At 62.7% G+C, this 16044-nt stretch carries 12 protein-coding genes and 1 pseudogene; 7 read left to right on the top strand and 6 right to left on the bottom strand.

Features of this window, described 5'->3' with window-relative positions; all coding sequences use genetic code 11:
* Positions 1-82: 82 nt before the first annotated feature.
* Both AB4O35_RS22690 and AB4O35_RS22685 read left to right on the top strand, forming a co-directional pair.
* Positions 83-1042 carry a GlxA family transcriptional regulator gene (locus AB4O35_RS22690; RefSeq protein WP_065891223.1) on the top strand — a complete coding sequence of 320 codons (960 nt, stop codon included), beginning with the start codon at positions 83-85 and terminating at the stop codon, positions 1040-1042.
* 87 nt (positions 1043-1129) lie between these two features.
* A pseudogene (locus AB4O35_RS22685) lies at positions 1130-1462 on the top strand (zinc-binding dehydrogenase); the annotation flags it as partial.
* 61 nt (positions 1463-1523) lie between these two features.
* Here the strand turns inward: AB4O35_RS22685 and AB4O35_RS22680 are convergent.
* Positions 1524-2105: a phage infection protein gene (locus AB4O35_RS22680; RefSeq protein ID WP_083207209.1), complete on the bottom strand. Its 582-nt coding sequence runs from the start codon at positions 2103-2105 to the stop codon at positions 1524-1526.
* A 146-nt stretch (positions 2106-2251) separates the two neighbouring features.
* On the bottom strand, positions 2252-2974 hold the full coding sequence (locus AB4O35_RS22675; RefSeq protein WP_065909592.1) for a pirin family protein: 723 nt from the start codon (positions 2972-2974) through the stop codon (positions 2252-2254).
* Positions 2975-3155: 181 nt separating this feature from the next.
* Between AB4O35_RS22675 and AB4O35_RS22670 the strand changes: the two genes are divergently transcribed.
* The gene (locus AB4O35_RS22670; protein WP_065876071.1) at positions 3156-4106 is read left to right on the top strand and encodes a GlxA family transcriptional regulator; all 951 of its coding nucleotides are present in this window, start codon (positions 3156-3158) and stop codon (positions 4104-4106) included.
* A gap of 95 nt (positions 4107-4201) precedes the next feature.
* Entirely contained in the window at positions 4202-5725 is a 1524-nt protein-coding gene (locus AB4O35_RS22665) for a winged helix-turn-helix domain-containing protein (protein ID WP_065946385.1), read from the top strand.
* Here the strand turns inward: AB4O35_RS22665 and AB4O35_RS22660 are convergent.
* Both AB4O35_RS22660 and AB4O35_RS22655 read right to left on the bottom strand, forming a co-directional pair.
* Positions 5672-8434: an ATP-binding protein gene (locus AB4O35_RS22660; RefSeq protein ID WP_065946384.1), complete on the bottom strand. Its 2763-nt coding sequence runs from the start codon at positions 8432-8434 to the stop codon at positions 5672-5674. The genes AB4O35_RS22665 and AB4O35_RS22660 overlap by 54 nt on opposite strands.
* Positions 8435-8490: 56 nt before the next feature.
* Complete coding sequence (locus AB4O35_RS22655; RefSeq protein WP_065876074.1) at positions 8491-8889, bottom strand: helix-turn-helix domain-containing protein; 399 nt, start codon at positions 8887-8889, stop codon at positions 8491-8493.
* A gap of 204 nt (positions 8890-9093) precedes the next feature.
* Here AB4O35_RS22655 and AB4O35_RS22650 point away from each other — a divergent pair, with 204 nt between their 5' ends.
* Together AB4O35_RS22650 and AB4O35_RS22645 are read left to right on the top strand one after the other, a co-directional pair.
* Positions 9094-10002 carry a LysR family transcriptional regulator gene (locus tag AB4O35_RS22650; protein WP_065876075.1) on the top strand — a complete coding sequence of 303 codons (909 nt, stop codon included), beginning with the start codon at positions 9094-9096 and terminating at the stop codon, positions 10000-10002.
* Between the two features lie 469 nt (positions 10003-10471).
* Positions 10472-10909 carry a carboxymuconolactone decarboxylase family protein gene (locus AB4O35_RS22645; protein WP_049708741.1) on the top strand — a complete coding sequence of 146 codons (438 nt, stop codon included), beginning with the start codon at positions 10472-10474 and terminating at the stop codon, positions 10907-10909.
* Between the two features lie 4 nt (positions 10910-10913).
* Here AB4O35_RS22645 and AB4O35_RS22640 read toward each other — a convergent pair whose 3' ends face one another.
* Positions 10914-13058, bottom strand: a complete 2145-nt coding sequence (locus AB4O35_RS22640; protein WP_065946383.1) for a TonB-dependent siderophore receptor — start codon at positions 13056-13058, stop codon at positions 10914-10916.
* A 193-nt stretch (positions 13059-13251) separates the two neighbouring features.
* On the opposite strand from AB4O35_RS22640, the gene AB4O35_RS22635 reads away from it, so the two are divergent.
* The gene (locus AB4O35_RS22635) at positions 13252-14031 is read left to right on the top strand and encodes an acetoin reductase (RefSeq protein WP_065946382.1); all 780 of its coding nucleotides are present in this window, start codon (positions 13252-13254) and stop codon (positions 14029-14031) included.
* Positions 14032-14100: 69 nt separating this feature from the next.
* Here the strand turns inward: AB4O35_RS22635 and AB4O35_RS22630 are convergent, their stop codons facing one another.
* Positions 14101-15963, bottom strand: a complete 1863-nt coding sequence (locus tag AB4O35_RS22630; RefSeq protein WP_065876078.1) for a sigma-54-dependent Fis family transcriptional regulator — start codon at positions 15961-15963, stop codon at positions 14101-14103.
* Positions 15964-16044: the final 81 nt, after the last annotated feature.

Here is a 16044-nt window from a genome sequence, read left to right as displayed (position 1 = left end):
CAGCACTGTAAAGATGTGGAATCGGCTAAGGTAGGTGCACAAATGACTTATTACCTGCGAAAAGCGCAACAGGGCTCCTTTCATGCACATTACCTTGCTCCTGGCCGATCGTTGTTCTGCCGCCAGTGCCACCTTGGCGCTGGAGATGCTCAGCGCCGCCAACCTGTTCGCCGACAGCCCACCCTTCGACGTGGTCGTTGCCTCCTTGGACGGCCAGGCCGTGGAGGCTTGGGGCGGGCAGTGCTTGCAGGTGGACCGCGCGGTGGCGCAGATCGCGCAGACCGACCTGGTGCTGATCCCAGGTTTTTTGTTCACATTGAAGGAGGCCCTGCCGAACTTTCCTGCCTACGCAGCCTGGTTGCGCGAACAGCATGCACGCGGCGCGGTGTTGGCTTCGATGTGCACCGCAGCGTTTTTGCTGGCTGAGTGCGGTGTTCTACAAAACCTGCGCGCCACGACTCACTGGGCGTTTGCCGACCTGTTTCGACGACGCTACGCGGACGTGAACCTGGATGACGCGCAGATCCTCTGCGAAGAAAACCGTGTGATCACCAGCGGTGGGGCAAGCGCGGCGATGGACTTGATGTTGCATCTGATCCGTCGTTTCGGCTCTCCGGAACTGGCCCACACCTGTGGTAAATACTTGCTGATCGATAATGTGCGTAGCGAACAGTCGGTATATGCCATGTGGTCGCTGCCCAAAAGCCATGGCGATGGCGAGATCCTGCGCGTGCAGCACTGGCTGGAGCAGCACTTTGCCGAGGCCTTGGTCATTGACGATGTGGCCCGGCGCTTTGGGTTTGGCGTGCGCAATTTCAAGCGGCGTTTTAAGGACGCTACCGAGTACACCCCGATTGCCTACCTGCAAACCCTGCGCCTGGAGCGGGCCAAGCAAATGCTGGAATCGACCCGCATGACCCTGGAAAGCATCACCTACGCGGTGGGTTACGAAGACAGCAATTCTTTCCGCCGCCTTTTCCAGCAACGGGTGGGCCTGTTGCCGGCGGCGTATCGCAAGAAGTTCCTCGCCCATCCAGGTTGATTCAGCGCCGTAACTGCGGTTCGCCCTCGATGCAGGCCACCAGGAACTCCATCACCACCTTTCATTACGACGATGGCCGATTCGCCGACCATGTGTTGCAGTTTTCGCGCCTGCCGCACACGCGGTTTGATCGTTAACTATGGCAATGTTTCGGGCTCGCTGACGGACCTCGACCCGATTGAACTGGGCGAAGCCGGGTCGTTATTTTTGACGCGGCCACGGCTGGCCGACCACATGGCCGATGGGGCCACTGTGCAGCGACGCGCCAATGCGATCTTTGCGGCGATGCTCGAAGGGGCTTTGACGGTGGATATCGAGGGGCATTACACGCTGGAGACCGTGCAGCAGGTGCACGAACGCATCGAAGCGCGGCAACAGGTCGGCAAGGCGGTGCTGTGGGTGGACCGTGAGTTGCATTAATAGCGGGCGAAAAAAAACCGGCTGATCAGGCCGGTTTGGGGTTCCCGCAAGCAGCGGGAGGTTAAGCGTTGTTGCCTTGCAGACGATCAGCACCGCCTTCAGCCAGACCGCGTTCTTGCAGACGATCAGCACCGCCTTCAGCCAGACCGCGTTCTTGCAGGCGATCAGCACCGCCTTCAGCCAGACCGCGTTCTTGCAGACGATCAGCACCGCCTTCAGCCAGACCGCGTTCTTGCAGGCGATCAGCACCGCCTTCAGCCAGACCGCGTTCTTGCAGACGATCAGCACCGCCTTCAGCCAGACCGCGTTCTTGCAGACGATCAGCACCACCTTCAGCCAGACCGCGTTCTTGCAGACGATCAGCACCGCCTTCAGCCAGACCGCGTTCTTGCAGGCGGTCAGCACCGCCTTCAGCCAGACCGCGTTCTTGCAGGCGATCAGCACCGCCTTCAGCCAGACCGCGTTCTTGCAAGCGATCAGCACCGCCTTCGGCGACACGGCGGTCCAGCAGGCGGTCCGAACCACCCTCTGCAACACGACTTTCGATCAGGCGATCCGAACCGCCTTCAGCAACCACTGGGTGAGCAAATGCATTTGCAGCAAGTACCGAGAAAGCGAAGCTAAGCAAGATTTGGCGTTTCATGATGGTGTGCTCCGAGTGTTTTAGTTTGGGTGTTGCCTGGTATGGGTTTGATGGTACGCGTTGCATTTTTTAAGAGAACTTCATTGGGCTGATGGTGACTATCGACGCCAGCGATGGCTCGTGTTGGCGGGCCATCGCGGGGCCGGTCATGGCATCTGCGGCAATTCCTGTGGGCGCAGGTCGAACACCAGCACTTCGGCGTCTTCACCCTGGCTCAAGCGGATCTGCCGCTCATCCCGTACCCGAGCGCCATCGCCTTCCTGCAAGCGCTGGCCGTTCACTTCAACGCTGCCCCGGGCCACATGGATGTACACGTGGCGGTCCGGCGGCAGGTTCAGGGTTGCGGCTTCGTCACCGTTGAACAGCCCGGCATACACCCGTGCGTCCTGACGCACGCTGAGGGCGCCGTCATTGCCCTCTGGCGAGATGATCAACTGCAGGCGCCCACGTTTCTGCGCCTCGCTGAAGTGCTCCTGCTGGTAGCGCGGCTCGGCGCCGGCCACCGCGGGCACGATCCAGATTTGCAGGAAGTGCACGCCACGGCTTTGGCTGTGGTTGAACTCGCTGTGGGCTACACCGCTGCCGGCGCTCATCAGTTGCACGTCGCCAGGGCGGATCACCGAGCCGGTGCCCAGGGTGTCCTTGTGTTCCAGGGCGCCTTCGAGCACATAGGAGAAAATCTCCATGTCGCGGTGTGGGTGCTGGCCGAAGCCTTTGCCAGCGGCGACGCGGTCATCGTTGATCACCAGCAGGTCGGAAAACCCTTGTTCATTCGGGTTCCAGTAGTTGGCGAACGAGAAGGTGTGGAACGACTTCAACCAACCGTGATTGGCGGCGCCGCGTTCGGAAGCTTTGCGAAGGGTCAACATGGTCTTGTCCTCAAGTGGGAGCGGGCTGCGACATGCAGGGCTCCGTCGTTGAGAAAGAGATTAATGGTTACTGGACGGTTGATTAAGAAGGTGGATTCTGAATAACTGTCGCTTATGAGTTGACAGTCTCAGGCATGGCATACTGTCCGCCGTTTTCCTTTTTTGATGGACCTTTCCCTGTATGAAAACCGTGGCCATGGCGCTGTTTCCGGACTTCCTCCTGCTCGACATGGCCGGGCCGCTCGAAGTGTTCTCCATTGCCAACCGCTACCTGCCGGCGGCCGCGCACTACCAGATCCTCACTATCGGCACCGAGCCCGGCCCGTTGCGTGCTTCCAACGGCGTGATGGTGCAGACCGATCTGCTGCTGGACCAGGCCCTGGATGCCTACGACTTGCTGCTGGTGCCCGGCGGGCCCGGTGCCTATAACGAATGCCACCCCGCGCTGTTGCCCTGGCTCAAGGCTGCGGCCCCACGGGCGCGGCGCTTCGGCTCGATCTGCACCGGTGCGTTCGTGCTGGGGCATGCAGGCCTGCTCGACGAGCACCGTGTAACAACCCATTGGCACTACACCGAACGGCTGATCAAGGCGTTTCCCAAGGCGATTGTCGAGACGGATCAAATCTACTTGCAGGACGGGCGCTTGATCACTTCGGGTGGCGTCACGGCCGGTATCGACCTGGCGTTGTCGGTGGTGGCCCAGGACCATGGCAAGCAAGTCGCGGTGGACGTGGCCAAGGTGCTGCTGGTGGTGATGAAGCGCCAGGGCGGCCAAGCTCAGTTCAGCCCGATGACAGCAGCGGTTGCGCCCCAGGAAACCGCGATTACCCGCGTGCAGAACTATGTCCTGGCGCATTTGGAGCAGCCTTTCACCATCGAATCCATGGCCGAGCTGGCCGGCATGAGCGCACGCCATTTTGCGCGGCTGTTTGCCAAGGATGTGCAAATGACGCCCATGGCGTTCCTGCAAGGTGCGCGCATCGACCGCGCCCGGCAGTTGCTGGAATCCACCGACCTGCCGCTCAAGACCGTGGCTTTCCACGCAGGCTTCGGCAGCGTGCGGCATATGCGCTTTTTGTTCAGTGAGAAGCTGGGCCTCAACCCGACCCAATACCGACAGCAGTTCAGTTAACGACAGAATGTCCGTCTCGCGCACCCGATTGTCCGTGTCGCTCCCCGTTCCAGCATTGTCCTGTCATCGCCAACTGGCAAGATAGCGTCAAGCCCATGGAAAAGGATGCGCAAACGCCCAAGGCCGGGTGTTTCAGCGCGATGACCCACATGAATAACCCTCAGGCGATTGACGCTGATGGCACGGTCCGCTTCGGCGCCTATGTCTTTCACCGGCAACAGCGGTTGGTCAGCAAGGCCGGCTGGCCCGTACCCTTGGGCGGACGTGCGCTGGATATCCTCACGGCGCTGCTCGAAGCGCCTGGGCAGTACATCAGCAAGGCCACCTTGATCGAGCGGGTCTGGCCGAACAGCGTGGTGGAAGAAAACAACCTGCGCGTGCACATCGCCGCACTGCGCCGCGCCCTCGATGGGCAACGCTTCATTCTCAACGACCCGCAGCGCGGCTACTGTTTCACAGCACCTGTACAGGACGCGGTACACGTCATGCTGCCCCGGCACAATCTGGCAGCACGGCTCAGCCCTGTGATTGGCTGCGATGAACTGTTGGGTGTGCTGGTGCGGCGCCTGTCGGGGCAGCGCCTGATGACGCTCACCGGGTGCGCCGGCGTAGGCAAGAGCACCTTGGCCCTGGCGCTGGCCGAGCGCGTATTGCCGCGTTATCGGGACGGTGTGTGGTGGGTCGATCTGGCCACCGTGGAAGCGCCGATGAGTATGCTGTGCCACCTGGCCACCGCGCTGAACCTTGAACCGAGCGCCAGCGCTACCGAGTTAAGCCGTCAATTGACCTCCCGCCAGCTGTTACTGGTGCTCGACGGCGCCGACCCTCTGCTCGGCGCCTGCCGTCACCTGGTGCGGGTGCTTGGCAAAACAGCGCCTCAAGTCAGTGTGCTGGTGAGTAGTCGTGAGGCCCTGCAAGTCCACGGCGAATGGGTGCAGCGCGTGCCCCGGCTGGCGGTGCCTGCACCGTCGGCACTGAGCAGTGTTGAACAGGCGATGGCCTATCCGGCCGTGCAATTGTTCGTTGCCCGCGGGCGTGCCAGTCAGCAGGGCTTCGTGTTGCGGCCCCAGGACCTGGCGCCGCTGCGGGATATCTGCCGACGCCTGGATGGCATTCCCCTTGCCCTGGAACTGGCGGCCGCTCAAGTGGATGCCCTGGGTGTGCGCGGGCTGCAGCAGCAACTGTGCAAGGGCTTGCAGGTGCTGACCCGCGGCCGCCGTACGGCAGTGGAACGTCACCAATCCCTGACCGCCGCCCTGGACTGGACCTGCGAGCGCCTGAGCCTGCCGGAGCGCTGGCTGTTCCTGCAATTGGGGTTGTTCAAGATGGCGGTAACCTTGCCCACCTTGAGTGAACTGGTCGCCGGCACCGAGCTGGAACACGCCGATCTGTCCTACCTGCTGAGGCGTCTTGTCGGCGTGTCGTTGCTGACCCTCGAGCCCGGCCCCGGCAACCCGCGTTACCGTCTGCTCAATTGCGTGCGCAGCTATGCCCTGGCACAACTGCGCGATCCGGAGCAGGTGGCGCGTTTGCAGCAGGGTTATGGACATTACCTGGGACCGTTTTCAGGCCGGCCGTTTGTCCTCAAGCTCGTCGAGCAGGCTGCGTACGCGAACTAGGTCCTGGGTGGCGAAGCCTTCGGTGAATCGCGCGTAGATTGAACTCAACAGGTCGCGTGCAGCTTGCTCGCGACCTTGGGACAGCCACAGCCGCGCCAATGATGTCGCGCAACGCAGCTCCCAGGCGAGCGCGCCTTGCTGGTGCGCCAGCGCCAGGGCATCGTGCAGCAGTGCTTCGGCCGCGTGGGTATCCGCCATGCTGTTGGCGCGTACCCGCAGAATTTCCGGCGCGCACCAGCCCGCGTCGCCTGTGCGTGCGCGGTCGAAGGCAGGCTCATCGACCGTGTGTGCACCGAGCGTGATCAGGGTGTCCTCGATCAGCCCCAAGCCTTGCCAGTCTTTATGCCCGAGGATGCCGGCGTAGTGCCCCGCCCACGTCTGGAACAGTTGCACCGAATGCTTGTGCGCGTGTTCCAGCAACAATGCCTGCAGCGTCTGAGCGCTGTCCTCTTCACCGTTGTAGCGGGCGATCACCACGCCTGCCAGGGCCAGGGTGTAGCAGATGGAAGTGCCATGATTGATTTGCAGCGCCAGTTCCAACGCCTGGCTGGCGGTACGCCAGGCTTGCTCGGGGAAACCTTGCAGCCAGAGGATTCGCGCCAATACGGTCAGGGAGGCAACGTTTTGGTCGTATTGCACGCCAATCCCGTGGGCGAACCGGTTGAGGTGGCCGCTGTGCGCCATGCGTTGGATCAATTGTTCGGCGTTATGCCGGGCGAGTGCCTGATTGCCGTTGTAGTGCTGCGCCAATACCCGCAGGCGTTGAGCGCTCAAGTCCAGTAGCGGGTCAGTGCGTGGGTCGAGGCGATCAAATTGCATGCTCTGCGCCAACGCCTGGCGATAGCGGCCTGCGCACAAGTTCACCGCCAGATGACCGGAGATGGCGCGCATTTGGCCAGCGACATCCTGGCGTTCCTCAGCCAGGCGCTGAGCCCCGACAAAGGCTGCGATGGTCTGGGGAGCAGCCCCCATGGCGTGGTAAGACAGGCTGCCCAGCGCCAATTGCAGTTGCATTGTCAGTTGAGTGCAGGGCGTACGGACCTGCTCAATCAACGCCAGCGCCTTGCCCACATACAAGCCGTGTTCCCGGAGCAACGACAACTCTTGCCAGAGCGGCATTGCGCTGACCGTCAAGCGGACAGCCAACAGGTGTTCACCGCCCTGTCCAAGTCCCCAGTCGAGCGCGGCGCGGACGTCTTCGCGCAGCGGTGCGTAGCGGTCGATCCAGGGCTGGGTCGCGATCAGCTCCCAATCGCCGCGCGCCTGCTCCATCAGTGCCAGGCAGCGCGCTGCATGGCGCTCGCGGGTGGCGTCGAGCTCATGGGCAACGCTGAGTTTTTCCAGGGCGTAGGTGCGCGTGATGTCCAGCAGCCGATAGCCCATCTCGTCATCACCGGCCTCCACATTGAGCAAGGATTTGGCCACCAATTGCGTGATCGAACCCAGCACCTCAGCCGGCGCCACCTGTTCCCCGGCAATCACCGCTGCGGCGCTCGCCAGGCTGAACCCACCTCGGAACACCGCCAGGCGCCGCAGGCAGACTTGCTCGCAGGCGGTCAGCAGCTCAAAGCTCCAGTCCAGCGTGGCGCGCAGGGTCTGATGCCGCGGCAGCGCACTGCGTCGGCCACGGGTGAGCAGGCGGAAGTTGTCTTCCATCTGCACCAGTAGCCTGGGCAGGCCGAAGCGTTCGATTTGCGCCGCCACCAACTCGATCGCCAGGGGGATGCCGTCCAGGCGCTGACAGATATCAATCGCCAGCGGCAGTTCGGTTTCACTCAGTTCAAAACTGTCCTGATGGGACATGGCCCGCTCGATCAACAATTGCAGGGCCGGGTAGCCCAATGCCTGGGCGCGGTTACCGGTGGCAGGCGGGCAGGCCAGGGGTTCCAGGCGCTGCACGTACTCGCCCTCGGCGCGCAATGCCTCGCGGCTGGTGGCCAGGATGTTCAGCCTGGGCGCGTGGCGCAGCAAGGTTTCGCTGATCAGGGCGATGTCATCGAGCAGGTGTTCGCAGTTGTCGATCACCAGCAGCAACTGGCGCTCCTGCAAACTGCGGGCGAATGTGGCCAATGGTTCGTGCTCGACGTGGGTCAGGTCGAGCAGGGCGGCGAGATTGGGCAGGATCATCGATGGCGCGCTCAGCGGCGCCAGGTCGAGCAAGCGAATACCGTCGCGGTAATGCCCGATCAGCAATTCCGCCACGCGCAACGCGACGGTGGTCTTGCCGATGCCGCCGGCGCCGGTCAGGGTGATGAAGCGTTGTTCGGCCAGTTGTTGCACCAGGCTGTCGATCAGGGCCTGGCGGCCGATCATCCGGGTGCGGCGCAAGGGCAGGTTGTGGCACGGGCTTTGGGGAGCGCCGTCGGTGGGTAGCGTCATCGGTTCGATGCTCAGTGGCGCAACAAAACTGTAGCCGCGCTGGGCCACGGTGACGATATAGCGCTGCCCGGCCTGGCCGTCGCCCAAGGCCTTGCGCAACGCCGCCATGTGCACGCGCAGGTTGCCGTCCTCGACCACGCTTTTCGGCCAGACCCGGGCGATCAGTTCCTGCTTGCTCACCACATTGCCGGCCTGCTCCAGCAGGATCAGCAGGATATCCACTGCCCGCCGTCCCAGGCGCAACGGGCGACCCGCCTCCAGCACCAGGCGTTGGCGCGGGTGGATGCGGTAAGGGCCGAAATGCACGGCCTGATCGCTGAGGTCACTCATGGGTGGCCATGCTCGGGAGGGGGAGCGGCCAGCATATTCCAGGTCCGTACAGACCACTAGGCAGCAATCACTTGAGGCTTGTGGCGCGAGTGGTGATTTCGCCAGGTCATCGGGTTGACGCCCTCGCTGCGGGTGAACATATGGCAGAAGTGCGCCTGGTCGCAAAACCCGCACTCCAGGCTGATTTGCGTGAGGCTCAAGGAGGAACTGGTGATCAATTCCTTGGCTCTCTGGATGCGCTGTTGGCGGATCCACTCCTGCGGCGACAGCCCGGTGCTGCACTTGAAGGCGCGTGAGAAATGGCTGCGCGACAACGCACAGGCCTGGGCCAGGTCGGCAATGGCCAGGCTTTCGCCGAGATTGGCCAGGATCAATTGCTTGGCGATACGCTCGCGCCGGGGGCATAGGCCACCGGTGGCGGATAAACGAGGGGCATATTGCTCGAGTCGGGCCATGACAAATATCCGCAGTCGATGGGAGCGTTCCCGTTGAATGGATGCAGTGTAGACGCCGCTAATCTTGTTGCCGGACCGCCCGGCTGACGAGTTAATCGTTGTTAATTTCGTCAGGTGCCGGCCTGGAAAAGACAGCACAGCCATGCAATCCCAACTGCGCTTCGTGTGTTTATCTGTAGGCTCTCCAATCGTTTGGATACCACCATGAACCGCAACGACCTGCGCCGCGTCGACATGAACCTGCTGGTGATTTTCGAAGCGCTGATGTTCGAGAAGAACCTGACCCGGGTCGCCGAAAAACTCTTCATGGGCCAACCCGCGGTCAGCGCGGCGCTGGGGCGTCTGCGCGATTTGTTCGACGACCCTTTGCTGCTGCGCAACGGGCGGGGCATGGAGCCCACGCCACGCGCGCTGGCGATACTCAAGGAGTTGCAACCGGCGATGGACACCATTTCCGGCGCGGTCAGCCGTGCCAAGGATTTTGATCCTTCCACCAGCTGTGCGGTGTTCCGCATCGGCCTTTCCGACGACGCCGAGTTCGGCCTGTTCCCGCCACTGCTCAGCCAACTGCGCGAAGAGGCCCCAGGCATCATCGTGGTGGTGCGTCGGGCTAATTACTTGCTGATGTCATCGTTGCTGGCCAGTGGTGAGATATCCGTTGGCGTGAGCTACACCACCGAACTGCCGGCGAATGCCAAGCGCAAGAAGCTGCGGGACATCCCATGCAAGGTCCTGCGTGGGGACGACGGCGCCGAGCCGCTGACCCTGGATGACTACTGTGAGCGGCCCCATGCGATGGTGTCGTTTTCCGGGGACTTGAGCGGCAATATTGACCTTGACTTGGCGCGCATTGGCAGGGCGCGACGGGTGGTGCTGGCGGTGCCGCAGTTCAGCGGCTTGCGCGCGTTGCTGGCGGGCACGCAGATTATCGCGACGGTGCCGGATTACGCGGCGTGTGCGTTGACCGAGGGCACGGCGTTACGGGCGGAGGATCCGCCGTTTGCGATCGAGGCGGCGGAGTTGTCGATGGTGTGGAGCGGGGTGCATGACAATGACCCGGCGGAGCGGTGGTTGAGGGGTAGGATTGGGGAGCATATGGCGCGGGTGGTTTGACCTTCTGGGTACATATCCGTTATTTGCGTAACGGCGGCTTATGGTTCCGCCCTTACGGCGGGTCACTTTCGAAAAGCGCGAAAGTAACCAAAGCGCTCTTGCCCCAACACTCGGCACCTCGCCTAGGCTCGGTGTGCCCTCACTCCGGCTTTGGAGCGTGGGCCGCCGCGCTGGGCCAAGGATGGCCCATCGCGGCGGCCCACGGATTCAAGCCGGAGTGAGGGCATGTCGAGCCTAGGCGAGACACCGAGTGGTGGGGCAAGAGCCCTTTTGGTTACTTTTGGGGCTCTTTTCCAAAAGTGACCCGCCGTAAGGGCGGAACCATAAGCCGCCGTTACCCTAATAACGGATATGTACTCACCCCCACCCCAAGAAAATTGGTCACCCACTCTTCCCCAAAATTGGATATTCCTCCCCAACGCCCCGGTGACTAACCTAGCCGCCAACCCCACCGTTCCGGAGCAATACCATGCAAACCCGTACCGATTTCTACACCGCCTCCCCAGACGCGATGAAAGCCATGCTCGCCTTGGAGGCCGCCGTCGGCAAACTGTCCATCGAGCTGCCATTGCTGGAGCTGATCCGCCTGCGTGTGTCGCAGATCAACGGTTGTGCCTTCTGCCTCGACATGCACACCGCTGATGCGCGCAAAGGGGGCGAGACCGAGCGGCGCCTGTACACCGTGTCGGCCTGGCGTGAAACGCCGTTTTTCACACCGCGTGAGCGCGCCGCGCTGGCCTGGGCCGAGAGCTTGACCCTGCTGAGCCAGACCCACGCCCCGGATGAAGATTTCAACGCGCTGGCCGCCGAATTCAGCGCCCAGGAGCAAGTCGACTTGAGCGTGGCCATCGCCACCATCAACAGCTGGAACCGCCTGGCGGTAGGTTTTCGCAAGATGCCGAAGTAACCCGTCAGAAATTGACCGACGCACTCAGGCGCGCCGTCAATGGCGCGCCTTGGAACAGGTAGTCATCGCCCATGTACTCGCCCGCGTCGCGCCAGTAGCGCTTGTCGAACAGGTTGTCGACGCTCAGGCGGAACACCGTCTCATAGCCGTCCACCTTGGTGGTGTAGCGGCTACCCACATTCACCACCGCGTAATCGCCCACTTCCACCTTGCCGGTGCGGTTGGCGGACTTCTTGGCGCTGTATTGCACGCCACCCAGCACCGCGAGGCCATTCACCCACGGCAAGGCATAGTCGGCATACACGCTGGCACGCAGCTTGGGCACGTTGATCGCCTGGTGACCTTCGTACTCCGGCGTGCCGCTGCCGGTGACCCGCGCACGAATCGCCGCCACGCTGGTTGCAATTTGTAGGCGGTCGGTGGCCCAGCCGTTGGCCGACAACTCCAGCCCGGTGTTTTTCTGCTCGCCTTGTTGCACATAGGTGAAGTTGCCCGCGCCGTCGGGCTGGGCGTACTGGTAGGCCTGGCGGGTCTGGAACACGGCGGCGGCGAAGCTGATGCGGCGCCAGTCGTACTTCACCCCGGCTTCGATTTGCCGTGAGGTGGTCGGGGCCAGGGTTTCATTGGCGTTTCTGGCGTACCAGGGGGCGGTGCCGCCCAGGGACAGGCCCTTGCTGTAGCTGGTGTAAAGCGAGAGGTTGTCCACCGGCTTGTAGATAATCGATGCCTGGGGCAGGAACACATACCGTTGAGTGTGGCGGGCTTCATTGCCGTTATCGTCAAAGGCGCGCTCATCCAGGCGCACTTCACGGCCGCCAAGAAGGGTTTGCCAGTGCTCGTTGAAGCGAATGCGGTCGCTGGCAAACAGGCCGTATTGGCGGCTGTCGAGGTTGCGATGGCTGTCATTCAATGGGACGTCAGTCGGTGTAAAAGTCGGGGCGTCGGCGTTGATATTGCCGCTGCCGATCCACTCGTTGACTGGTTTGCGCTTGTCGATCACGCGGCGAAACGCGCTGGTACCGAAAGTCAGTTCATGGCCCAGGCCGGCGGTGTCGAACAGCCCGGTCATTGCCGCTTGTACTTCATCGTCGCGACGGGTGTCGTCCGGGCTGCGGTAGTCGTAGATGTCGTAGTTGCCTTCGGGCGTGAAGGTGTTGCCAACGCCGCTGGTGGCGCCACCCCAGGCAAACGAACTGTAGTCATCGATCACCACCTTGCTGCGGGCGGCACTGACACTGCCTTTCCACTGGTCGCTGAAACGGTATTCAAACTTGCCGTTGAGGTTCAGTGATTCAATGCCCACCTGCCTGGAGCCGCTTTGGTGCCCCAGCAGTTTTTTCGGCGAGGCGTCGTGTGGAACCTCAGTGCCGCCCAACAACTGGTAACCCGGCACCGAGCGCTGTTGCTTGTCCTGGTATTCGGCATCCAGTTGCAGCACCGCATCGGGGCTGATGTTCCAGTCGAAGGCCAAGGAGACGAAATCGCGCTGGCCATTGGCGTGTTCGACATAGGCATTGAGGTCTTCATGGGCCACGTTGGCGCGCAGGCCGAACTGCTGCTCGCTGCCAAACCAACCGCCGACGTCGGTGGCGATGTAGCCGCTGCCGCGATCGTCGGTGGAGACGGTCACCGAGCGCACATCTTCCGGGCGCTTGGTCACGTAGTTGATCACGCCGCTCGGCTCGGAGATCCCGCTCTGCAAGCCCGCCAGGCCTTTGAGTACTTCCACCTGCTGCTTGTTTTCCAGGGCGACGTTTTGCTCGCCGGTGATGGTGCGCCCGTTGATCTTGTAGCTGCTCGCCGCGTTTAGCGAGAAGCCGCGCACCACGAAGTTTTCGTAATAACCGATGGGCGCATAGCTGTCGCCCACCGAGGCGTCGTTGCGCAGCACTTCACTGAGCAGGCGCGCTTGCTGGTCTTTGATCAGCGCGGCATTGATCACGCTGATCGACGCCGGGGTGTCCAGCAGCGGCGCGTCATCGAAGCCGCCCACTGAGGCGGTTTCACTGCGGTAGCCGGACTCATCCTGGCCCTGGACCTTCACCGCCGGCAGTTCAATTTCAGCCGCCAGGCTGCTACCGATGCCGCCGCTGAGTAGCAAACCGAGGGCGAAACGTGAGGTGACGACGGGACGAAAACGCAAAACCATGGGGGCAAGGCCTTAAAGCGCAGGGCGGGGGGCGCATAAACTAGGCATAACCGCGCACTTTTACAAGTTTTCGAGAATGGTTCGCGGCTTGAGACAATCCGTCTCAACCTTCCCACCGATCCCACTGCGCCTCGACAGGCCAAGGTGCACCTGCGATAGACAAGGCTTCCTTCATCATTCGCAGGAGATAGCCATGAGTATCGCTGGAAAAGTTGCGCTGGTAACCGGCGCCGGGCAGGGCATTGGCCGGGCCATCGCCCTGCGCCTGGCACAGGACGGTGCCGACATCGCCCTGGTGGACATCAATGGCGCCAAGCTCGAAGCGGTGGCTGCCGAAGTCGTGGCGTTGGGACGCCAGGCCTCGGTGTTTGTCGCCGACGTGTCCAAGCGTGAGCAAGTCGTGGCGGCGGTGGAGCACGCGCACCAGACCTTGGGTGGCTTCGACATCATCGTCAACAACGCCGGGGTCGCGCAGATCGACTCACTGCTGGACGTCAGCCCGGAACAGGTCGAGCGCACCCTGGGCATCAACGTGCAAGGCGTGCTCTGGGGCATCCAGGCTGCCGGCAAGAAATTCAAGGCGCTGGGGCAGAAGGGCAAGATCATCAATGCCTGCTCCATCGCGGGCCACGAAGGCTTTGCGCTGCTCGGCGTGTACTCGGCGACCAAATTTGCCGTGCGCGCCTTGACCCAGGCGGCGGCCAAGGAACTGGCCAGCGCCGGGATTACGGTGAATGCCTACTGCCCGGGTGTGGTGGGCACCGATATGTGGGTCGAGATCGACAAGCGCATGGCCGAGATTACCGGGGCTGAAGTGGGGGCGACGTACAAAAAGTATGTGGATGGGATTGCCCTGGGTCGCGCAGAAACGCCGAAGGATGTGGCGGGGTTGGTGTCTTATCTGGCAGGGCCGGACTCCGACTATATGACCGGGCAAGCTCCGCTGATTGACGGCGGCCTGGTCTACCGCTGATCCCCCAAGGCCTACTCGGTTGAATGTGGGAGCAGGCAAGCCAGCTCCCACATTTTTGGTCTCACTGTGTCAGGTGGTTTTGCCGGGCATGTCGATACCTAGCTGGTTAACTCGGCGATACAGCGTTGCCCTTGAGATGCCCAACGCCTGCGCCGTCGGCAACGGCTTCCAACGATGCCGAATCAACGCATCCAGCACCACCTGCCGCTCCGGACTCACGTTATCTTCCACCCGCGCCTCAACCTGATCCCCTCGCACCTCCACCGGCAGATCCGCCACCTGCAGCGTCCCGCCTTCACATACCGCACACGCATACGCCAGCACATGCCGCAATTGCCGCACGTTGCCCGGCCAGGCGTAACCCAGCAGCAGTTCCAGCGCTGCCTGGCCGATGCCCACCGCGACGCCGCTGTTGCGCGCTTCCTGCTCCAGTAGTCGATTGATCAAGGCCAGTTTGTCGGTACGCTCGCGCAACGGCGGCAGGCAGAAACGCGCGCAGCCGAGGCGAAAGTACAGGTCTTCACGAAAACGGCCCTCAGCGACCAACACCGATAAATCTCGGTGGCTGGCGCAGATCACCTGGATATCCACCGCGCGGGTTTTCGCCGCGCCCAGCGGCGCAACTTCCCCTTCGGCCATCACCCGCAGCAGGCGCGTCTGCAAGGCCAGGGGCATGTCGCCGATTTCATCCAGGAACAACGTGCCGCCATCGGCCTGTATCAACAGCCCCGGCATGCCTTTGCTGGAGGCGCCGGTGAACGCGCCGGCGACGTAGCCGAACAGCTCGCTTTCAATCAGGTTCTCTGGAATCGCCGCACAGTTCACCGCCACAAACGGCCCATCGCGACGGGCACTGCGCGCATGCAGTTGGCGGGCGAAGACTTCCTTGCCGGCACCGGTTTCACCCTGCACCAGCACGGGCAGGTTGCGGTCCTTGACCCGCACGGCCAGGCGCAGGTGCTCTTCCACGCGCGCATCGACCAGCGGGATCAACGCCGCACGCGCCGGTTTGCGGCGCGGTGCATTGACGCGTACATGCAGGGCGCCAGGCTCGCCAATCCAGTGCAGTTGCTGGGCCGATTGGTCGGTCACTGCGCGCAATGCATCCAGGTCGAACACTTCACCGATATGCTCCGGCACCTGGCCAAAGCGCAGGCGCAGGGCCTGGCGCGCTTTGCTATTGAGGGCATGCAAGCGACCGTCTCGGTCCCAGGCCAGCAGCAGGTCGGGCTGGCTGTCCACATAGCCGGGCGTGCTGTGGGCTTGCAGCACCCAATGCTCGCGGGCGCTGTGCATGAAAAACGCGTTTTCGATGGCCTGGGCACTCTGCGCCACCATCTGCCGCACCAAATGCTGGCTGCGGCGGTCATCCGGGGATTTGAACGCGGAGGCGTCCATCACCCCGAGCAGGTTGCCCTGAGGGTCGAAGATCGGCGCGGCGGAGCAGGTGAGGCCGATAAATGCCGCACGAAAGTGGTCGCGCTTGTGCACCGTCACCGCCGACTTGCTGGTGAGCACCGTGGCCACGCCGCACGTGCCTTCTTCAGCTTCCGACCAGCAGGTGCCCAGGTACAGGCCGGCCTTGCGGCAGTCGGTGCGTATCGAGGTGTCCACGCGGTGGTCGATGGTCTGGCCCTGGGCGTCGGTGAGCATCACGCAGTAGTCGGCCTGGCGCACGCGGTGGTGCAGTTGCCCGACTTCTTCGCTGGCGATGCGCATGAACAGTTCGGCGCGCTCGCGGCATTCCTTGAGCAAGGGCTCGCTGAGGATGCGCGGGCCCTGCAGGGAGCCGGGGTCCAAATGGTGTTGTTCCATGGACCGCCGCCACGAATCGAAAATCAGCGACGGCACCGGCGCCTGGGGCAGGCGATCGGCATTGCGGACCACGCGACTGACGCAGTCGACGTGCTCCCTGGAGTTCGCGGCGAGCATAAGGCCTCCGGTTCTCGGTCTTTGTTGTTATGCCCGCCATTAAGCGCGCATGCGTCGGGTGGGACAAGCAGGGACTGACCA

The organism is Pseudomonas sp. H1_A03 (assembly GCF_054685145.1).
Note: the sequence above shows the minus strand (reverse complement) of the source record. Positions and strands in the feature narration are given on the sequence as shown.

Bases quoted from the DNA above. Each gene is read 5' to 3' on its own strand.
- AB4O35_RS22690 (WP_065891223.1), top strand. From the start codon at position 83: ATGCACATTACCTTGCTCCTGGCCGATCGTTGTTCTGCCGCCAGTGCC.
- AB4O35_RS22635 (WP_065946382.1), top strand. From the start codon at position 13,252: ATGAGTATCGCTGGAAAAGTTGCGCTGGTAACCGGCGCCGGGCAGGGC.
- AB4O35_RS22660 (WP_065946384.1), bottom strand. From the start codon at position 8,434: ATGAGTGACCTCAGCGATCAGGCCGTGCATTTCGGCCCTTACCGCATC.
- AB4O35_RS22675 (WP_065909592.1), bottom strand. From the start codon at position 2,974: ATGTTGACCCTTCGCAAAGCTTCCGAACGCGGCGCCGCCAATCACGGT.
- AB4O35_RS22650 (WP_065876075.1), top strand. From the start codon at position 9,094: ATGAACCGCAACGACCTGCGCCGCGTCGACATGAACCTGCTGGTGATT.
- AB4O35_RS22670 (WP_065876071.1), top strand. From the start codon at position 3,156: ATGAAAACCGTGGCCATGGCGCTGTTTCCGGACTTCCTCCTGCTCGAC.
- AB4O35_RS22665 (WP_065946385.1), top strand. From the start codon at position 4,202: ATGGAAAAGGATGCGCAAACGCCCAAGGCCGGGTGTTTCAGCGCGATG.
- AB4O35_RS22645 (WP_049708741.1), top strand. From the start codon at position 10,472: ATGCAAACCCGTACCGATTTCTACACCGCCTCCCCAGACGCGATGAAA.
- AB4O35_RS22655 (WP_065876074.1), bottom strand. From the start codon at position 8,889: ATGGCCCGACTCGAGCAATATGCCCCTCGTTTATCCGCCACCGGTGGC.
- AB4O35_RS22630 (WP_065876078.1), bottom strand. From the start codon at position 15,963: ATGCTCGCCGCGAACTCCAGGGAGCACGTCGACTGCGTCAGTCGCGTG.
- AB4O35_RS22640 (WP_065946383.1), bottom strand. From the start codon at position 13,058: ATGGTTTTGCGTTTTCGTCCCGTCGTCACCTCACGTTTCGCCCTCGGT.
- AB4O35_RS22680 (WP_083207209.1), bottom strand. From the start codon at position 2,105: ATGAAACGCCAAATCTTGCTTAGCTTCGCTTTCTCGGTACTTGCTGCA.